The sequence below is a fragment of the Pseudomonas sp. P5_A2_2 genome (genome assembly GCF_054177685.1).
The window spans coordinates 1-18,098 of the sequence record NZ_JBGCUL010000031.1; the positions used below are offsets into that span (position 1 = coordinate 1).

9 protein-coding genes and 1 pseudogene are annotated in these 18,098 nt (G+C 60.6%); 5 read left to right on the plus strand and 5 right to left on the minus strand.

Going from position 1 to position 18,098, the window contains the following annotated elements; translation table 11 throughout:
* The 4 genes from ACXRVY_RS05420 to ACXRVY_RS05435 form a co-directional block, all read left to right on the plus strand.
* A partial coding sequence (locus ACXRVY_RS05420) for a S16 family serine protease (RefSeq protein WP_458237086.1) occupies positions 1-917 on the plus strand: 917 nt, incomplete at its 5' end.
* A gap of 149 nt (positions 918-1,066) precedes the next feature.
* Positions 1,067-1,339, plus strand: coding sequence for an HU family DNA-binding protein (locus tag ACXRVY_RS05425; RefSeq protein WP_002552737.1), 273 nt, complete (start codon positions 1,067-1,069; stop codon positions 1,337-1,339).
* 233 nt (positions 1,340-1,572) lie between these two features.
* On the plus strand, positions 1,573-3,444 hold the full coding sequence (locus ACXRVY_RS05430; RefSeq protein ID WP_223462326.1) for a SurA N-terminal domain-containing protein: 1,872 nt from the start codon (positions 1,573-1,575) through the stop codon (positions 3,442-3,444).
* Between the two features lie 203 nt (positions 3,445-3,647).
* Complete coding sequence (locus tag ACXRVY_RS05435) at positions 3,648-4,460, plus strand: DUF2242 domain-containing protein (RefSeq protein ID WP_223462325.1); 813 nt, start codon at positions 3,648-3,650, stop codon at positions 4,458-4,460.
* Between the two features lie 343 nt (positions 4,461-4,803).
* Here ACXRVY_RS05435 and ACXRVY_RS05440 read toward each other — a convergent pair whose 3' ends face one another.
* The 5 genes from ACXRVY_RS05440 to ACXRVY_RS05460 all read right to left on the minus strand — a co-directional run bounded on the left by ACXRVY_RS05440 (position 4,804) and on the right by ACXRVY_RS05460 (position 11,623).
* A complete protein-coding gene (locus ACXRVY_RS05440; RefSeq protein WP_223462324.1) occupies positions 4,804-5,844 on the minus strand; it encodes an AraC family transcriptional regulator in 1,041 nt (346 codons plus the stop codon).
* Between the two features lie 3 nt (positions 5,845-5,847).
* On the minus strand, positions 5,848-6,978 hold the full coding sequence (locus tag ACXRVY_RS05445) for a nitrilase-related carbon-nitrogen hydrolase (protein ID WP_458237087.1): 1,131 nt from the start codon (positions 6,976-6,978) through the stop codon (positions 5,848-5,850).
* A gap of 231 nt (positions 6,979-7,209) precedes the next feature.
* Complete coding sequence (locus ACXRVY_RS05450) at positions 7,210-8,538, minus strand: TolC family outer membrane protein (RefSeq protein ID WP_223462322.1); 1,329 nt, start codon at positions 8,536-8,538, stop codon at positions 7,210-7,212.
* 1 nt (position 8,539) lies between these two features.
* Positions 8,540-9,880, minus strand: a complete 1,341-nt coding sequence (locus tag ACXRVY_RS05455) for an HlyD family type I secretion periplasmic adaptor subunit (protein WP_223462321.1) — start codon at positions 9,878-9,880, stop codon at positions 8,540-8,542.
* A 6-nt stretch (positions 9,881-9,886) separates the two neighbouring features.
* On the minus strand, positions 9,887-11,623 hold the full coding sequence (locus ACXRVY_RS05460) for a type I secretion system permease/ATPase (RefSeq protein ID WP_458237088.1): 1,737 nt from the start codon (positions 11,621-11,623) through the stop codon (positions 9,887-9,889).
* Between the two features lie 686 nt (positions 11,624-12,309).
* Between ACXRVY_RS05460 and ACXRVY_RS05465 the strand changes: the two are divergent.
* Positions 12,310-18,098: pseudogene (locus ACXRVY_RS05465) on the plus strand (peroxidase family protein); the annotation flags it as partial.

Below are 18,098 nucleotides of genomic sequence, written 5' to 3' on the forward strand. Positions count from 1 at the left end.
GGATCAACATCGCCGTCAAATATCTTTCGCCAAAGCAGATCACGGCCAACGGCTTGAAGAAAGGCGAGCTGGAGTTTGATGCAGAAGCGATCCGCGACATCATCCGCTATTACACCCGTGAAGCCGGTGTGCGTGGGCTTGAGCGCCAGATTGCCAAGGTTTGCCGCAAGGCCGTCAAGGAGCATGCTCTGGAAAAACGTTTCTCGGTGAAGGTTACCGCAGACATGCTGGAGCACTTCCTGGGCGTGCGCAAATTCCGCTACGGCCTGGCCGAGCAACAGGATCAGATCGGTCAGGTGACCGGGCTGGCGTGGACTCAGGTCGGTGGCGAATTGCTGACCATCGAAGCCGCGGTCGTGCCGGGCAAGGGCCAGTTGATCAAGACCGGTTCCCTGGGTGATGTGATGGTCGAGTCGATCACCGCGGCCTTGACCGTTGTTCGCAGCCGGGCGAAGAGCCTGGGCATTCCCCTGGACTTCCATGAGAAGCGCGACACGCACATCCATATGCCAGAAGGGGCGACCCCGAAAGACGGTCCTAGCGCCGGTGTGGGCATRTGCACGGCCCTGGTTTCGGCATTGACCGGCATTCCGGTGCGCGCGGATGTTGCCATGACCGGCGAAATCACGTTGCGTGGCCAGGTGCTGGCCATTGGCGGCTTGAAAGAAAAACTGCTGGCTGCCCATCGTGGCGGAATCAAGACCGTGATCATTCCTGAAGAGAATGTCCGCGATCTCAAAGAGATTCCGGACAATATCAAGCAGGATCTACAGATTAAACCGGTTAAATGGATTGACGAGGTCCTGCAAATTGCGTTGCAATACGCGCCGGAGCCCTTGCCGGACGTGGCTCCGGAGATAGTCGCGAAGGATGAGAAACGCGACGCAGATTCTAAGGAAAGAATTAGCACGCATTAGTACGTATTTGCCTGGGGGGCTTTCTTGACAGCTTTTTAGAGCCCTTGTTATAAAGCGGCTCTTAAGTGTCTGTAGGCCATTCAGCACTCGTTTTTGCTTTCACCAAAAAAACTTAGAATCATACTCAAATAGATATAAGGGGACTTAGAGTGAACAAGTCGGAACTGATTGATGCTATCGCTGCATCCGCTGATATCCCGAAAGCTGCTGCTGGCCGTGCGCTGGACGCTGTAATCGAATCCGTCACTGGCGCTCTCAAGGCTGGCGACTCTGTTGTTCTGGTTGGTTTCGGTACTTTCTCCGTAACTGATCGTCCAGCTCGCATTGGTCGTAACCCACAGACCGGTAAGACGCTGGAAATCGCGGCAGCCAAAAAACCAGGTTTCAAAGCCGGTAAAGCACTGAAAGAAGCTGTCAACTAAGTTCGATTCAGGTTTTTACCCATCCGGGTCGGGGTCATGCCTGACTTGGCAGCGGAGCGGCAGTCCTGACTGCAGGTCGCCGGTTCAAGACACCGAGGGTCGCCAGTTCGAGCCCTCGATCCGCTCCGCCAGTTACGAGAAGGCGCATCCTCGGATGCGCCTTTCTTCTATCCGGACTCTACCCACGCTCCACGGTTGCCTAATTTTGAAGTTCAACCGTTTCTGGGGGACGCATGCTGCAGAATATCAGGGACAATTCACAAGGCTGGATTGCCAAGACTATTATCGGGGTCATCGTTGTTCTGATGGCTTTGACCGGTTTCGACGCCATTTTCAAGGCCACGTCGCACAGTAATGATGCGGCCAAGGTCAATGGCGATGAAATCAGCCAGAACGAGCTGAGCCAGGCGGTCGATATGCAACGCCGCCAGCTCATGCAACAGCTGGGCAAGGATTTCGATGCATCCTTGCTGGATGAAAAAATGTTGCGCGAATCGGCGCTCAAGGGCCTGATCGATCGCAAACTGCTGCTGCAAGGCGCAGAAAACTCGAAATTCGCTTTCTCCGAAGCGGCGCTTGATCAGGTCATCCTGCAAACACCAGAGTTTCAGGTTGATGGCAAATTCAGCACCGATCGTTTCGACCAGGTGATTCGCCAACTCGGCTATAGCCGCATGCAATTCCGCCAGATGCTGGCTCAGGAAATGCTGATTGGTCAGCTGCGTGCCGGCCTGGCCGGTAGCGGTTTCGTGACCGATGCACAGGTGCTGGCGTTTGCCCGTCTGGAAAAACAGACCCGCGATTTCGCCTCCCTGAACATCAAGGCCGACCCGGCGGCTGTGAAGCTGACCGACGATGAGGTCAAGGCCTATTACGATGAACACGCCAAGGAGTTCATGACGCCGGATCAGGTGGTCATCGATTACCTCGAGCTGAAGAAAGCTTCCTTCTTCGATCAGGTCAGCGTCAACGACCAAGACCTGCAAGCGGCCTATCAGAAAGAAATCGCGAACCTGTCCGAGCAACGCCGGGCTGCGCACATTCTGATTGAAGTGAACGACAAGACTACCGAGGCGCAAGCCAAGGCGAAGATCGAAGAGATCCAGGCCCGTCTGGCCAAGGGCGAGAAATTCGAGGCGCTGGCCAAGGAATTCTCCCAGGATCCGGGGTCTGCGAACAACGGCGGTGACCTGGGTTATGCCGGTCCTGGCGTCTACGACCCGGCGTTCGAAAAAGCCCTGTATTCGTTGACCCAGGACCAGGTGTCGGGCCCGGTTCGCACCGACTTCGGTTTCCACCTGATCAAGCTGTTGGGGGTGGAAGCTCCAGAAGTGCCAACGTTCGCCAGCCTGAAAGACAAGCTGACCCATGCTCTGAAGACCCAGCAGGTCGAGCAGCGTTTCGTCGAAGCGAGCAAGCAACTGGAAGACGCCTCGTTCGAAGCGTCCGATCTGGCTCAGCCAGCACAGGACCTGAAACTGACCGTGCAGACGTCCAAGCCGTTCGGCCGTGAAGGCGGTGAGGGTATTGCGGCTAACCGTGCCGTGGTCACTGCGGCGTTCAGCCCGGAAGTCCTGGATGAGGGCGCGAACAGCACCGCCATCGAGCTCGATCCGGAAACCGTGGTCGTGTTGCGTGCCAAGGAACACCTGAAACCTTCGCAATTGCCACTGGAAAGCGTTTCTGCCGCGATCCGTGTGCAATTGGCCAAGGAGCACGCCAGCGCCGAGGCCAAGACCAAGGCTGAGGCCCTGATTGCCAACCTGCGCGATGGCAAGACCCCGCTGGATCAGGCGATCGATGGCCAGGCCTGGAAAGTCACCAAAGCGGCGACCCGCGCTCAGGAGGGGGTTGACCCTGCGGTGCTGCAAGCGCTGTTCCGCATGGCCAAGCCTGCGGCCAAGGACAAACCGACCTTCACCAGCGTGACGCTGGCGGATGGCAGCCTGATGATCGTGCGCCTCAATGGCGTAAACGAAGCAGCGGCGCCGACCGAAGAAGAGAAAGCACAGTATCGTCGCTACCTCGCTTCCCGCATCGGCCAGCAAGACTTTGCGGCTTATCGCAAGCAGCTGGAAAGCCAGGCGGACATCAAGCGTTACTGATGCCTGACCAGGTTTAGCGCTGCACAGGAGACCCCGGCCGAAAAGCCGGGGTCTTTTTATTTGGCCGTACGTCATTTGCCGTGGTGACTTTTCCGTAAAACCGGGGTCAATCAGCCTGTAATCGTTTTAAGACACGATCGATGCTCCGCTAAGCATCGATCTGTTGCACAATATGCCCCGAACCGTTTTTCTCAGGATGTTCAATGTTTAAATCACTTCCCATGCGGGTTGTCGGGCTGGCAGCCATGCTTGCCGCTGTGGCCGGTTGTTCATCGAACAAGGCCGCCATCTACGAGCATGAGAACTTCGACGACTCCGGAACCTTTTCCCGCAACTATCCGGTGACCGATACCCAGAGCTGTGAAGCTGCCCGTCGTGCCTTGCTCAGCCAGGGTTACATCATCACCAGCAACGATTCGAAACTGGTCAGCGGTCACAAGAGCTTCCAGCAGACCGGCGAGAACCACATGGAGATCAGCTTCAGTGTGGTCTGTACCGATGACGGCAGCGAAGGGCACCACGCCACCGTATTCGCCAACGCCCTGCAGGATCGTTATGCGCTGAAGAAGACCAACAACTCCGCCAGTCTCGGTGTAGGTGTGCTGGGCTCGGTGTCGATGCCGATCGGCTCCTCCGATGACTCTATGGTCAAGGTCGCCAGCGAAACCGTATCGTCTGCCAAGTTCTACGAGCGTTTCTTCGCACTGGTCGAGCTGTTCCTGCCGCCAGAAGCGAAAAAGGCTGCGCACATCACCGAAAAGCCGAAAACCGATCTGGGCATGCCTGAAGCCAAGGCTGCACCTGGTATAGAGCCAGCAGTGCCTGCACCTGCACCCGTTGAAGCGCTGCCCGTGTCCTCCGAGCCGGTTACCCCGCCTCCTGAGGCAGCGCCGATCACGCCGACCGAGAGTGTAGCGCCGGCACCGTCCCCGGAAATCGTCACGCCACCGTCAAATCCGAGTGACTTGCCGCCGCCGAGCGAACCCATTCCGGCGATGCCTGTCCGCGGCCAGTGAGGGTGACACCACAGGATCGGATCAAATGAGCCGATCCTGTGGCCCGCCAAAAGATTGACCCGCATCAAGCAAGTCCGCTGTTCTGCGGCCTCCCGCGAAAAAAACCGTGATAAATTCCTGACCAGCTGCTACGTTTTATTCGGTAGCGACAGAGTGTCGTGTCCGCGTCATTTTTCTTTCACGCGGGCACTTTATGCTCAAGGAATGGGTCATTTATTCAGACGTTTTTCACTACGGGTTGGGAGATTAAAAAATGGACGATTATCAAGAAGAGCTGCTCGAGTACCAGGCTTTCGAACTGGACCCACTGGAGCCGGCGGAAGACGCTACCGAGTTGTAGGCATCAGGCGGATTGGCGATGGCTGCGGCGAAATTCGCCGGGCGTCTGCCCGTTCCAGCGTTTGAAAGCGCGTTGAAACGCTTCGGCTGAGGCAAAGCCCAGCAGGTAGGCGATCTCTCCGAACGCCAGTTCGGTGTCGCGTATATAAGTCATGGCCAGGTCGCGGCGGGTGTCGTTGAGAATCGCACGAAATTGTGTACCTTCATCGGCGAGCTTGCGGCGCAAGGTCCAGGTGGGCAGCTTCAGGCGTGCCGCCACCTCTTGCAGGTCGGGCTCCCGGCCACCGTTGAGCAAGGGTCCCAGCAGCGCGATGATGCGTTCACGCAGGCTGCGGGTGCGTGTCAGTTGTTCCAGCTCCCGCTCACACAATTGCAGCAAGTGCCGCCAGGTACTCGGGCAATGCTCCGGGTTGCGCTGTGCGAGGCTGGAAAGGCTCAAGCGCAGTTGATTATGTTCGCTGCCAAACACAATCGGACAGTCACCCAAAACGTCATAGGCCGCGCGGTAACCGGGCTCCTCGAATTCGATCTCGATACGTTCGGCGCGCAGCGGGGAAGGGCTGACACTGGATAATTGCTGCAACCAGCCAGCGATGATCGAATCCACCACGAAACGGTTGTAAGCGTTGTAGGGGCTGATCGAATAGAAACGTAGCCAGGCGCCCTGGGCGTCTTCGTGAAAGCTTGATTGGCCCCGATAATTCGAACCATACAAGGCTTCGAATCGAATCAGGCAGCGCGCAGCTTCACGTACGGTCGGCGCCTGCGCCGCAGTGACGCCAGCGAGGCCGGCCTGGCTCAGGCGACTGAGCTGGCCCATGCGCAAGCCAAGGGCCGGGTTGTCGGCCAGCTGAATGGCGCTGTGGCCCAGGCGCATGTAGCGCGGTATCGATAGCCGGGCACCGGCTTCGCTCAGGCGCGCTGCATCGAGGCCGTATTGATCGAGCAGTGGCTGCGGATCGATACCATGGCTGCGCACGGCATCGGCCAGGCTATGAACAAAGCCCACCGACAGATCGCCGAGGCGCATTGGCTGCGGTTTCATGGCTTACAACCAGAGGTTCAGCAAACGCGCACCCTGGGCGTTGCCGTCGGCAAAGTGCTGGCCGTTGCTGCTGAGGAAACTCTGCCCGGTGCTGCCCTGATCCCAGAACTGACCCCGCAGGAAYACACTCATGCCAGCGACAGCCTGACTGGCCGGTGCCTGGGTCGTGAGGGTCAGGCGCTGCCAGGCCTGGCCTTCACTGACTTCTCCAGGCTTCAAGTTGACCGATGCCGGTTCCGGCGATCCCCTGTAGCCGTGCCACGGTTGATCCCAGGTGCCACGGCCGGCGACAAAGGCCGGTACTGCAACCAGCTGTGCGCTTTGGTCGTTGAGCTTGAGGTAGTTTTCCGGGTACCAGCTGTCGTGGCCGATCAATACGCCCAGCCTTCCTGCTGGGGTATCAACGACGTTGAGTGAGTGGTCGCCGTTCGCCTTGATTCCGTTCTGTACTGCGAAGAGCGGGTGCATCTGGCGTTGGGGCTGGCCGATCGGCACGCCTTCGCTGTTGAACACCACGCTGCTGTTGTACAGCGCGCCGCGGCCGATTCTCAAGGTGCCGTCGATGATGCTCGGTTCGGGCAGCACGATGGAGCCCGCCACCAGCGTCACGTGGAACTCCCTGGCCAGCCCTCCGAACAATGCCTGGTAGTCCCTGGCCATTGCCTTGGCTTTCATGCGCAGGTGGGCATCGTCCAGACGGTTGCCACCCTCGGCGCTGATCAACGCCTTGGCGAACTTCAGGGGATTGCTCACCGCCAGCCAGTTCATGGCCTCCTTGAGAGTACTGGCCTGATACAGCTCATCCTTCTCGCCGCTGACCATCAGCCAGGTACCGATGTGTTCCGGCAACACGACGACGGTCTTGCCGTTCAACAAGCCCTGGTCCCGGGCTGCCTGCAGATAGGCCGCGAGCTTGCGGTGCAGGCGCTCGGKACTTTGATAATCGGTAGGAAACAGTTCGGGCTGGATGCCCAGCAGATTGCCACGATCCGCAGGCGTACCCTGGTCGACTGCCAGGTTGATCCGCAGGTCCGAAAGGTAATGACCCACCGGCCGGTCCGCGGCCCACATCGCATAGGTCGTGAGGGCGGCGAGCAACGCCATGGAGAATGTCAGGTACAAAAGTTTGCGCATGGGGACACAGTTTACAGTCTGGAGCCGGGCGTGGCTTTTGATTTGGAACTGGATCGAGCATAAAGGGAATCAAGGACTTAGTGGGCACGTTTCAACGTTGACTGTTTTTTCGCCGGCGGCTGCCTGTCTGCGCCGAGATGGAGCAATGAAGGGGCGGGTTAAAGGTAGGTGAGTTGACAGAGGTGAACGCCGGTCAGCCATCATTTGGCTCGACCGGTCGGCGGCTGAGCGTTATTTGGTGACCAGCAGTTCCGGGCCGAGGTAGTCGTTGATCTGGTTGATATCGTCGTCGCCCAGGCTGCCCACCGATGAGGCCAGGCGCAGGCGCGACATCAAATAGCGCAACTTGGCGTCGAACAGATCGTGGCGCGCAACGAAGAGCAGCTCTTCGGCATTGAGGACGTCCGAGTTGGTGCTGGTGCCACCCTCTTTGAAGCCCTTGCGTGACGATGCCAGCGAGCGTTCGTTGGACGCTACGGCCGTCTCCAGCGCGCGAATACGTTTGGCGCCGCTCAGTATGCCTTGATACTCACGGGTGGTTTCGGTGATGACTTCCTGTCGCGCGGCGTCGAGTTCGTCCATGGCCTTATCGCTATTGGCACTGGCCTGGCGTGTAAACGCGCTGACGCCGCCACCGCTGTATATCGGGATATTGACTTCCAGCCCGATCGAGCCGTAGTGGTTGCGTTGATTCAACTCGGAGAGTGATTGGCTCTCACCCGCGGTGTAGCCGGCAATGAAATCCAGTGTTGGCCAGTGGCCGGCACTGGCACGCTTCACTTCTTCTGCCGCGAGGTCGCTGCTATAACGGCGCGCATGGATCAGCGGGCTATCGGTCTGGGCTTTGACCAGCCAGTCCTGCAGGTTGCTCGGTAGCAGCGGTGGTGTATCGAAGCTCGGGCGCAAGGTGGTCAGCGACTCGGGAGTTTCACCGATATATTCCTCGAGCTTGCGACGCGCGTTGACCAGGTTGTCTTGCGCTTCAATCAGCTCGGCGTCGGCGAGGTCGCGGCGAGCGGTCGACTCATCGATGTCGGTGATGGTGCCGGCTCCCAGTTCCTTGCGCCGCTTCGCCGAAGCGACTTGTTCTTCGAAGGCGTTCAGTTTGGACTTGGCCAAGACGATGGTTTCGCTGGCCAGGAGCACATCGAAATAGCTTTCGGCCAGGCGCACTGCGGCGTCCTGGGTCTTGGCATCGAACACCGCGACGCTGTAGTCGGCACGCTGCTGACCCTGGCGGTATTCGGACATCTTCTGTTTGTTGAACAGCGGCTGGCGCAGGCGCACGTTGGCGCCCTTGGAGTCGTAGTGGAGATCTCTGTCGACGCCACTCTGGCTTTGGGAGCCATTGACCTTGTTGTGGTAGCCCGAGGCATTGATTTGCGGTAGCAGGCCGGCCTTGCCAATGGCGCGGTTTTCCTCGCCAGCCTCTTTTTCATGCACGGAGGCCTGGTAGATAGGGCCTTGGAACTGCAACAGATCCCAGGCTTGCTTGAGGTCCATTGCGTCGGCCGGCAAGGCCAACCCTAGCAGGCAGAAAAAYAGGCAATGACGTTCCATCTCATTGTTCCTTGAATGAGCTGTCCACACGATCGAGCATTGGTTTAAGAAGATAGCTGATCATGTTGCGCTCGCCAGTCTTGATGGTGACGCTGGCGGGCATGCCGGGGCGAATGTGATTGCTGCCAAGCAGTCCCATGCCATCGGGCGTGACTTCCACCTGGGCCAGATAGAACGGTTGCTTGCTTTCCTCGTCCATCAGGCGGTCGGCAGAGATGGTCTTCACGCGGCCGGGGATGTTGGGCGTCTTGGCATGGTTGAAGGCAGGGAAGGAAATGTCCACGGGCAGGCCGGGGACCATCTTGTCGATGGCCTGTACGGGAATCATCGCGTCGACCTGCAGCGGTTCGTTGACCGGGACGATTTCCATGATCTTGAAGCCGGGTTGAATGATCCCGCCGACGGTGGCAATGCTCAGGCCCTGGACCATGCCATCGATCGGCGACCGAATCACCGTGTGGGTCACTTCATAGTCGAGCGAGCGCAAGCGGTCGGCCAGGGTGGTGTTTTCCTTGGCGGTATCAGTCAGCTGCGATTCGACTTCCTTCAGGTAATCGTGCTGGCGCTGCAGGATGCGCAGCTTGATTTCGGTGGTCTGGCTACGCACCCGGGCGATGTTGTTGAGGTTTTCGGCCTGGCCGGCGGAGAGGTCGGCATTGCTGCGTTCCAGCTCAAGCAGGTGATTGCGCGGCACATAGCCTTCGGCCGTCAGCACGCGGGTACCTTGCAGTTCCTGGTTGAGGAAGCTGATCTGCGAGGCGCGGGCACTATAGACCTGTTGCAGGCCCTTGAGCTGCACCGCCGACGCTGCCAGGTTTTCCTGCAGGATGCTGATTTCGCCAGCGAGTCCAGCACGGCGGGTGTCCAGCAGGCGCTGTTGCAGGTCCATGGCGGCCTCCAGGCGGTGATCACCCTTGAAGCGCGTGAGCAACTCGGGATCGAAGTTCACCACAGCGCGGCCGTCACGTTCCGCTTCCAGGCGGTTCTCCACGGTCTTGCTGACGATGTACTGGGCGCTGACTGCACCTTCTTCGGCAACGGCACGCAACGAGTCGAGGCGGACCACCTCCTGACCTTTTGTCACTAAATCGCCTTCGCGAACGAGAATGGCTTCCACGGTACCGCCGCTCAGATGCTGCACGGCTTTGCGATTGTTGGTGACCTTGACCGTGCCTGTCGCTACCACGCCGGCATCCAGCGGCGCCAGCCAGGACCACAGGAGGAAGCCGCCGAAGCCGGCGAGCACCAGCCACACGCCCCATCGCGCGGGCCTGCCGACGTCCAGATCTACCATGCTCCTGGTATCGGCTTTGATTATCTCGGTGTGTTGGCTCATTTGCATGATCGGTCACTCCCGCGCTTTGACGGAGGCCAGAGGGGTCGACGCGCCAGCAGGCATCACACTGGCCTTGCGCAGCGCTGCGAATACTTCATCGCGCGTGCCGAGCATCTGCACGCCGCCGTCGCGCAGCATCAGCACCTTGTCGACGGCGCAGAGTACGTTGGGACGGTGGGAAATCAGGATGACGGTGGCGCCACGGCCCTTGAGTTCGGCCAGGGCATCGACCAAGGCCTTTTCGCCGACGTCGTCGAGGTTGGCGTTCGGCTCATCCAGCACGATCAGATTGGGCTCGCCATACAACGCCCGGGCCAAGGCGATGCGCTGCTTCTGGCCGCCGGAAAGCGGGCTGCCATCGGTGCCCAGACGGGTGTCATAACCTTGCGGAAAACGCAGGATCATCTCGTGCACGCCGGTGATCTTGGCGGCGCGGATGACCGCTTCGCTGTCCACTTCGCCAAAGCGCGCAATATTGTCAGCGATGTTGCCCTCGAACAGCTCCACGTCCTGTGGCAGGTAGCCGAGCCAGGGGCCAAGTTCGCCCTTGTTCCAGTTGAATATATCCGCGCCGTCCAGGCGCACTTTGCCGGCCTGCGCCGGCCAGACGCCAACCAGCAGGCGGGCGAGGGTGGATTTGCCCGAGGCCGATGGACCGATAATGCCAAGGCTTTCGCCGGGGACAAGGCTGAAGCCCACGCCGCGCAGAATCGTGTTGTTGGTACCGGGGGCACCGGCATACACATTCTCCACCGCCAGCATGCCCTGCGGCCGCTGCAGCGACATGCTCGGTGGCCGGCGTGGATAATCATGCAGCATCTCGTTGAGCCGGCCCCAGGCCGAACGGCAGCCGAGCAGTTGTTTCCATGATGCGATGACCTGTTCCACCGGGCCCAGTGCGCGGCCGGTGAGAATCGAGCAGGCAATCATCATCCCTGGGGTGATCTTGCCCTCGATCGCCAGCAGCGCGCCGGCGCCGAGGATCAGCGACTGCAAGGTGATCCGCACGAAGCGCCCGGTGCTGCTGATCAAGGCGGCGCGGTCGGAGGCCATCGTCTGCATTTCCAGAATGCGCAAATGGCTTTGGAACCAGCGCTTGCTGATCGACGGCAGCATGCCCATGGCCTCGATGACCTCGGCATTGCGCAGGTTGTTGTTGGCGTACAGGGCGGAGGACATGGCGGCCTGATTGGCTTCGGCCAGCGGCTTCTGCGTCGCCTTCTCGGTGAGATAAGCCAGCCCCATCAGAATCAGCGAGCCGATCAGGGTGAGCAGTCCGAGCAGCGGGTGGATCAGGTAGGCGACCAGCAGGTAGATCGGCGTCCACGGTGCATCGAAGAAAGCGAACAGGGAATTGCCGGTGACGAACTGACGAACCTGGGCGAGATCTTGCAGGGCCTGGGCCGGATTACCTCCGGCGCGGCTCAGGTTGCGCTCGAATGCCGCGGTGAAAATGCGCTGGTTGAGGTCCATGTCGAGGCAGTTGCCGACCCGGATCAGCACGCGGGTGCGGACCATTTCCAGTGTCGACATCAGCAAGAACAGACCTACCACCAGCACAGTCAACATCGCCAGCGTCGTGACGTTGCGACTGACCAGGGCTCGATCATAGACCTGCAGCATATAAACGGCTGGCGTCAACATCATGACGTTTATGACGCCGCTGAACGCTGCCAGCGAGTAAAAACTGCGGCGCATGCGAAAGAKCGCGTCGGCCAGTTCGGAACGGATGCTCGACTGCTTGGGCATGTTGGTCCTCCCACTTCGAAAAGCCGGTTGCCCTTGTGGCGCAACAGCTAACGGTAAATGTAGTTCCGTAAACAGCTTCTTATGGACACGCAGGCTGGTCGCTCTATGGATGGCGAGTCTTGCGAAATCGCTGCGTTGCTCCCTTATGCAGCAGCGTAGGTGGCGGCGAAACAGTTCGAAATAACATTTTGCTCTATACCTGCGCTCAACTTTCTATATGTCTTTTAAAAACAGCTAGTTGAGGCTCCTAACACCAGTCGTCTGCTTTATCGACGTAATATTGACAAAGATTTGCTATGGAACTTTAGTCTTAGTTATCGGGGGTCCGCCCGCTGAAGTTTGCCATCGCTTTGGCAATGCAAGGCACGGTGGTTCTCCCGAGAGGAGCCGAATCATGTCGTTCATTTCGTTCTTTTGCAGAGGAAAGGGACTGTCAAGGACGTTCGCCTTCACTTCCAGATTCCATGGCCCGCCCAAGGCTCGAATTCGCTCTGCCTGATCACCCGGCGAGCAATTCATTTCGCGAATTCCAGGCGTGTATCCCGGGTCCCGGGTAACGCCAGCTCTCGCTAAAAAACATAACCAACACACTGCGCAAGCCAGCACTTGACTTGGCGCGGGAGGACTTTCTCGTCCCGTGCCTTTACCCAGACATATCGAGGGCAATCCAAATGGCCAATTTCAACAAGTCGGACCTGGAGTTCATTCTCCAGCAGATTTTCATCGCGGAAGCAAACTCGGCCGGTCAGTCGCTTGTCGATCTGATACCGAGCCCGGAATTTGCTTTCGGTCTGCGTACGGTCGACGGGATGTTTAATAACCTGAGACTGGGTCAGGGCGAGTTCGGCGCAGCCGACAACTTTTTTCCGCGCTTGACCACTCCAGTCTTCCGCCCGGCTGAGGCGGGCACCTCTTACACCCAGACCAGCGGCCTGGTGATCGACTCGCAGCCACGCACCATCAGCAACCTGATCGTCAACGATACCGCCACCAACCCGGCGGCGGTCGCGGCCACGTTCGATCCCGGTCTGGATGGCATCCTCGGCACGGTTGACGATGTCTTGAAGGCCGGTGCGCAGGTCGTTACTGGAACCCGTACCGACGGCACGACGTTCCAGACCTTTTTCATGCCTAACGTGGCGCCGGACGCGGGCCTGTCCGCGCCGTTCAACTCGTGGATGACCTTCTTCGGTCAGTTCTTCGACCACGGCCTCGACCTGGTGACCAAGGGCGGCAGCGGCACGGTGTTCATYCCGYTGCAGCCGGACGATCCGCTGTTYGTTCCGGGYAGCCCGACCAACTTCATGGTGTTGACGCGGGCCACCAACCWGCCCGGGCCCGATGGCATCCTSGGCACCGCCGACGACATCCACGAGGCTTCAAACACCACCACGCCGTTCGTCGACCAGAACCAGACCTAYASCTCGCATCCCTCGCACCAGGTGTTCCTGCGCGCCTACGARYTCRATGCCGCCGGCRMGCCGGTGGCGACCGGCRAGCTGATCACCAATCGTGACCTGGGCGCCGATGGCSTGTTCGGCACWGCCGACGACGTCSAAATCGGCGGGATGGCCACCTGGAAAGTGGTSAAGGCGCAAGCTCATGACCTGCTCGGGATCAACCTCACCGATGCCGACTTCGACAACGTGCCGCTGCTCGCCACCGATGCCTACGGCAATTTCATCAAGGGCCCGAACGGCTTCCCGAKGGTCATGATGACGGGCCCGGATGGTATTCCTGATACCGCCGATGATGTGCTCGTCGAGGGAGATCCGGCGGCGCCGATCAGCCTGGTCAATGCCGTGCGCACCGGCCACCAGTTCCTCATCGATATCGCCCACACCGCCGTTCCGGTGGACAGCCAGACCGGCGCGCCACTGACGGCTGATGCCGACCTCGTTGCCGGCGGCCCGGTGGCCGCAGGCTTCTACGACAACGAACTGCTCGACGCGCACTACATCGCCGGCGACGGCCGGGTCAACGAGAACATTGGCCTGACCACCGTCCACTCCATCTTCCACTCGGAGCACAACCGTCTGGTCCAGCACACCAAGGATGTGGCCATCGCCTCCAACGATGTCAACTTCCTGAACCAGTGGCTGATGCCCGATGCCCAATTGTTGGTGTTGCCAACAACCGCGGCTGAGATCGCTGCCCTGCACTGGAACGGAGAGCGCCTGTTCCAGGCGGCGAAATTCGGTACCGAGATGCAGTACCAGCACCTGGTGTTCGAAGAGTTCGCGCGTACCATTCAGCCGAACATCGATCCCTTCCTTGGCGAACACCAGAATTATCAAACCGAGATCGACCCGGCGATCGTCGCCGAGTTCGCGCACGCGGTCTATCGCCTCGGCCACTCGATGCTGGTCGAGACCATCGACCGGCTAGACCCCAACTTCGTCTCAAGCGAGGTCGGCCTGATTCAGGCCTTCCTCAATCCGCTGGCGTTTGCGGCCAGCGGCCCGACGCCTGCGCAGGCGGCCGGTGCCATCGTCCGCGGCGTGACGCGCCAGGTCGGTAACGAGATCGATGAGTTCGTCACCGAAGCGGTGCGCAACAACTTGCTGGGCCTGCCGCTCGACCTGCCCGCCCTCAACATCGCGCGCGGCCGTGATACCGGGCTTCCGACCCTGAATGAGGCGCGTCGTGAGTTCTACACCGCGACCGGCGACAGCAACCTGAAGCCCTACATCAGCTGGGCCGATTTGGTGCAACACCTGAAGCACCCGGAATCGCTGATCAACTTCATCGCCGCCTATGGCACGCACGCCTCCATTACCAGCGCCACCACGCTCGACGRGAAGCGCGCCGCGGCCTCGCTCCTGGTGTTGGGCGGCGCCGGCGAGCCGGCGGACCGGCTGGACTTCCTCAATAGCACCGGCGCCTGGGCGAGTGGCCCGACCGGCGTCACCATTACCGGTCTGGACAACATCGACCTCTGGATCGGCGGCCTCGCCGAGGAAAAAATGCCGTTTGGCGGCATGCTCGGCTCGACCTTCAACTTCGTGTTCGAGACCCAGATGGAGAAGCTGCAGAACGCCGACCGCTTCTACTACCTGGAACGCAACGCGGGGCTTAACTTCGTCACCGAGTTGGAGAACAACTCGTTCGCGAGACTGGTGATGGCCAACACCGATGCGACCCACCTCCCGGCCGTCATGTTCTTGACTCCGGCCTTTACCCTCGAGGTCGACCCGACCAAGCAGTTCAACGAGAGCGTGATTGCCGGGCCGGATGGCATACTGGTCGACAATCCATTGACGCTAGTCAATGAGGCCGCCGACAACCTGCCCGGTAATACCGATCCTGTCGGCGGCAGCGCCCTGGTTCCGCTGGTGATTCGGGACAACCCCAACACGGTCGGTCCCGATACCAACTACCTGCAGTACACCGGCGAAGACCATGTGGTGCTCGGTGGCTCGGCCGCCAATGACATTCTCGTCTCTGGCGACGGCGACGACACGCTCTATGGCGACGGTGGCAATGACCGCCTCGAAGGTGGCTACGGCAACGACTTCATCGTCGGGGGCGACGGCGACGACATCATCAACGACATGGGCGGCGACGACACCATTCATGGCGGCGACGGTAACGACGTCATCCACAGTGGCAACGGCATCAATCTGAACCTCGGCGGCTTCGGCAAGGACTTCATCGTCACCGGTGAGGACTCCTCGGAGGTCTTCGGCGGCGCGGGCGACGACTTCATCATGGGCAGTGTCGCCGACGAACAACTGATGGGCAACGAAGGCGACGACTGGATCGAGAAGGGAACCGCCGATGGTGCTCCCGGCGATAATTTCGACCCGAACGGGCTCGACCTGATACGCGGTAACGACATCTTTATCGGCACCGGCGGGCCCGACAGATTCATGGCCGAAGGTGGCGACGACATCATGTTCGGTAACGGCGGCGCGGGGGACCGCTACCTGGGTGGCTCCGGTTACGACTGGGCCGGCTTCAAGGACGACCCGTTCGGCGTGTCCGTCGACCTGGGCCTCGCCGACAGCGTTATCGCGCCGCCACTGCCGGAGTTGGCCGCAACCGTGGCTCGGTTCCGTCAGGTGGAAGGTCTGACGGGATCGCACTTCAGCGACATCCTGCGTGGCGATGATGCCGATGCCACCGTGATCGCGGCTGCCGGTGCTCAGGGCAGCGTGCTCACCAACTTCGACCTGGTCAGCGGCTTGCGCTCGTTCGTCGGCACCGCAGCAGCCGGCCCGGACGGCATTGTGGGCACGGCAGACGATCAGTTCGGCGCCGGCAACATCGTCCTCGGCGGCGGCGGCAGCGATATCATCGAAGGCCATGGCGGCGATGACCTCATCGACGGCGACAAGTGGCTCAACGTGCGCATCAGTGTGCGGCAGAACATTGATGGCACAGGTCCGGAGATCGCAACGTTCGACAGCATGGTCCCGTTGGTGCCGCTCATGCTCAACGGTACTTACAACCCCGGCCAACTCGTCGCCGTCCGTGAGATCCTGACGGATGCGCCTGACCCCCTCAACCCTGGCCATTCCTTCGACACGGCCCTGTACACCGGCCTTCTGGCCGACTACACCATCATCGAGAACGTCGACGGCACGGTCACCGTGGCCGACAGCGTCGTCGGTCGGGACGGTACTGACAGGCTCAGCAATATCGAGCGGCTGCAGTTCGCCGATCAGTCGCAGGTTCTCGTCACTGGCTTGAATGCCGAGCCGGTGGGCTTGCTGAGGATCAGCGATGGCACGCCGGCCGTTGGCCAAGTGTTGACGGTGTTGGCCGACTCCGTCAGCGATGCGGACAATCTCACTGCAGGCGGTGCGATCACCGGTCCCGTCGCCTTCGTATGGCAGGTCGAAACGAACCCGGGCACCGGTATCTTCGACGACATTGGTATTGCGCTCGGAGGTGGACTCGGAACCGCGACCGGCTCGACCTTCACGGTGACCGCGGCTGAGCTGGGACTGGCACTACGCGTCAGGGCCATCTATCAGGACGGCCACGGCGTGCTGGAAAGCGTGTTCTCGACGCCGACCGCGCCAACTGCGCCGCTCGGCGGCAGCCCCGTCAACCTCCTGCCGGTTGGCTCTGTGCTGATCAGCGATACGACCCCGACGGAAGGCTTGGCCTTGACCGCCACGGATGCGTTCACCGACGCCAACGGAGTTGGGGTGGTCACGCATCAGTGGCAAGTAGGGGGTATCGGCGTGTCCTTCACGGACATTGCCGGCGCGACGGGCTCGACCTTCACGCCGACTCAGGCGCAGGTCGGATTGAGCCTTCGCGTTGTCGCGAGTTTCACCGATGGCCTCGGCACGCTGGAGCAGGTCTTCTCCGCGCCAACGACCGTGGTCGGCGATGTGATTGTCGGTACCGCCGGTGCCGACATATKGACCGGCACGGCAGGCGACGACRTKAYCAGCGGAGGTGMTGGCAACGACATCCTGAACGGCTTGGGCGGCARCGACMTCCTCAATGGTGAYGCGGGCAATGACRTKCTCATCGGCGGTSTCGGTGCCGACACGATGGCCGGCGGTRWTGGCAACGATRTCTACGAAGTCACCGACGCTGGGGACGTKGTGACCGAGCTCGCCGGTGGCGGCAKYGACGAGGTCTGGACCTCGCTCRCGMGCTACACCCTGRGTGCCRACGTCGARAATCTGTTTTTCGGCGGCAGCGGCAACTTCRYGGGCRRCGGYAACGWGCTSGMCAACACGATCGYGGGCGGKGCGGGYAACGACRTCCTCRTCGGTGSCGSAGGTGCCGACAYRATGGYCGGCGGTGSYGGCARYGATAYCTAYGAAGTCACCGACCTTGGGGAYSWGGYGRTCGARCTCGCCGGTGCCGGCAWCGACACGGTCTGGACCTCGCTCGCGAGCTACASCCTGRGTGCCAACGTCGAGAATMTGTTTTTCGGCGGCAGCGGCAACTTYGCGGGCWMCGGCAACGARCTGGCCAACAYGMTCGTGGGCGGGGCGGGTAACGACSTKCTCATCGGTRRCGSMGGTGCCGACACGATGGTCGGYGGTGSTGGCARCGATRTCTACGAAGTCACCGACCTTGGGGACGTGGTAGGCGAGAACGCCGGTGGCGGCAACGACACGRTCTGGACCTCGCTSGCGAGCTACACCCTGGRTGCCAACGTCGARARTTTGTTTTTCGGCGGCAATGGCAACTTTGTGGGCACCGGCAACGGGCTGGCCAACACGATCGTGGGGGGGGCAGGTAACGACTTCATCGTCGGCGCTGCTGGTAACGACGTGATGAGTGGCGGCGTGGCCGGCAACGATACGTTCGTGTTTGGTGCCCCGGGTTTCGGCAACGATACGATCCTGAACTTCGGAGCCGATGCGGCCGCAGGGCAGGACTTGCTCGACCTCAGGCCGATGGGGATCAGCAGCGCGACGTTCGCTCCCAGCCTGACCATAACGGCAGACGGGGCGGACACGGTGGTGGGGATCGGAGCGGACTCCATCCGCCTTGTGGG

Excerpts from the sequence above, each read along its gene's own strand:
- ACXRVY_RS05430 (WP_223462326.1), top strand. The coding sequence starts at position 1,573 with ATGCTGCAGAATATCAGGGACAATTCACAAGGCTGGATTGCCAAGACT.
- ACXRVY_RS05455 (WP_223462321.1), bottom strand. The coding sequence starts at position 9,880 with ATGCAAATGAGCCAACACACCGAGATAATCAAAGCCGATACCAGGAGC.
- ACXRVY_RS05435 (WP_223462325.1), top strand. The coding sequence starts at position 3,648 with ATGTTTAAATCACTTCCCATGCGGGTTGTCGGGCTGGCAGCCATGCTT.
- ACXRVY_RS05440 (WP_223462324.1), bottom strand. The coding sequence starts at position 5,844 with ATGAAACCGCAGCCAATGCGCCTCGGCGATCTGTCGGTGGGCTTTGTT.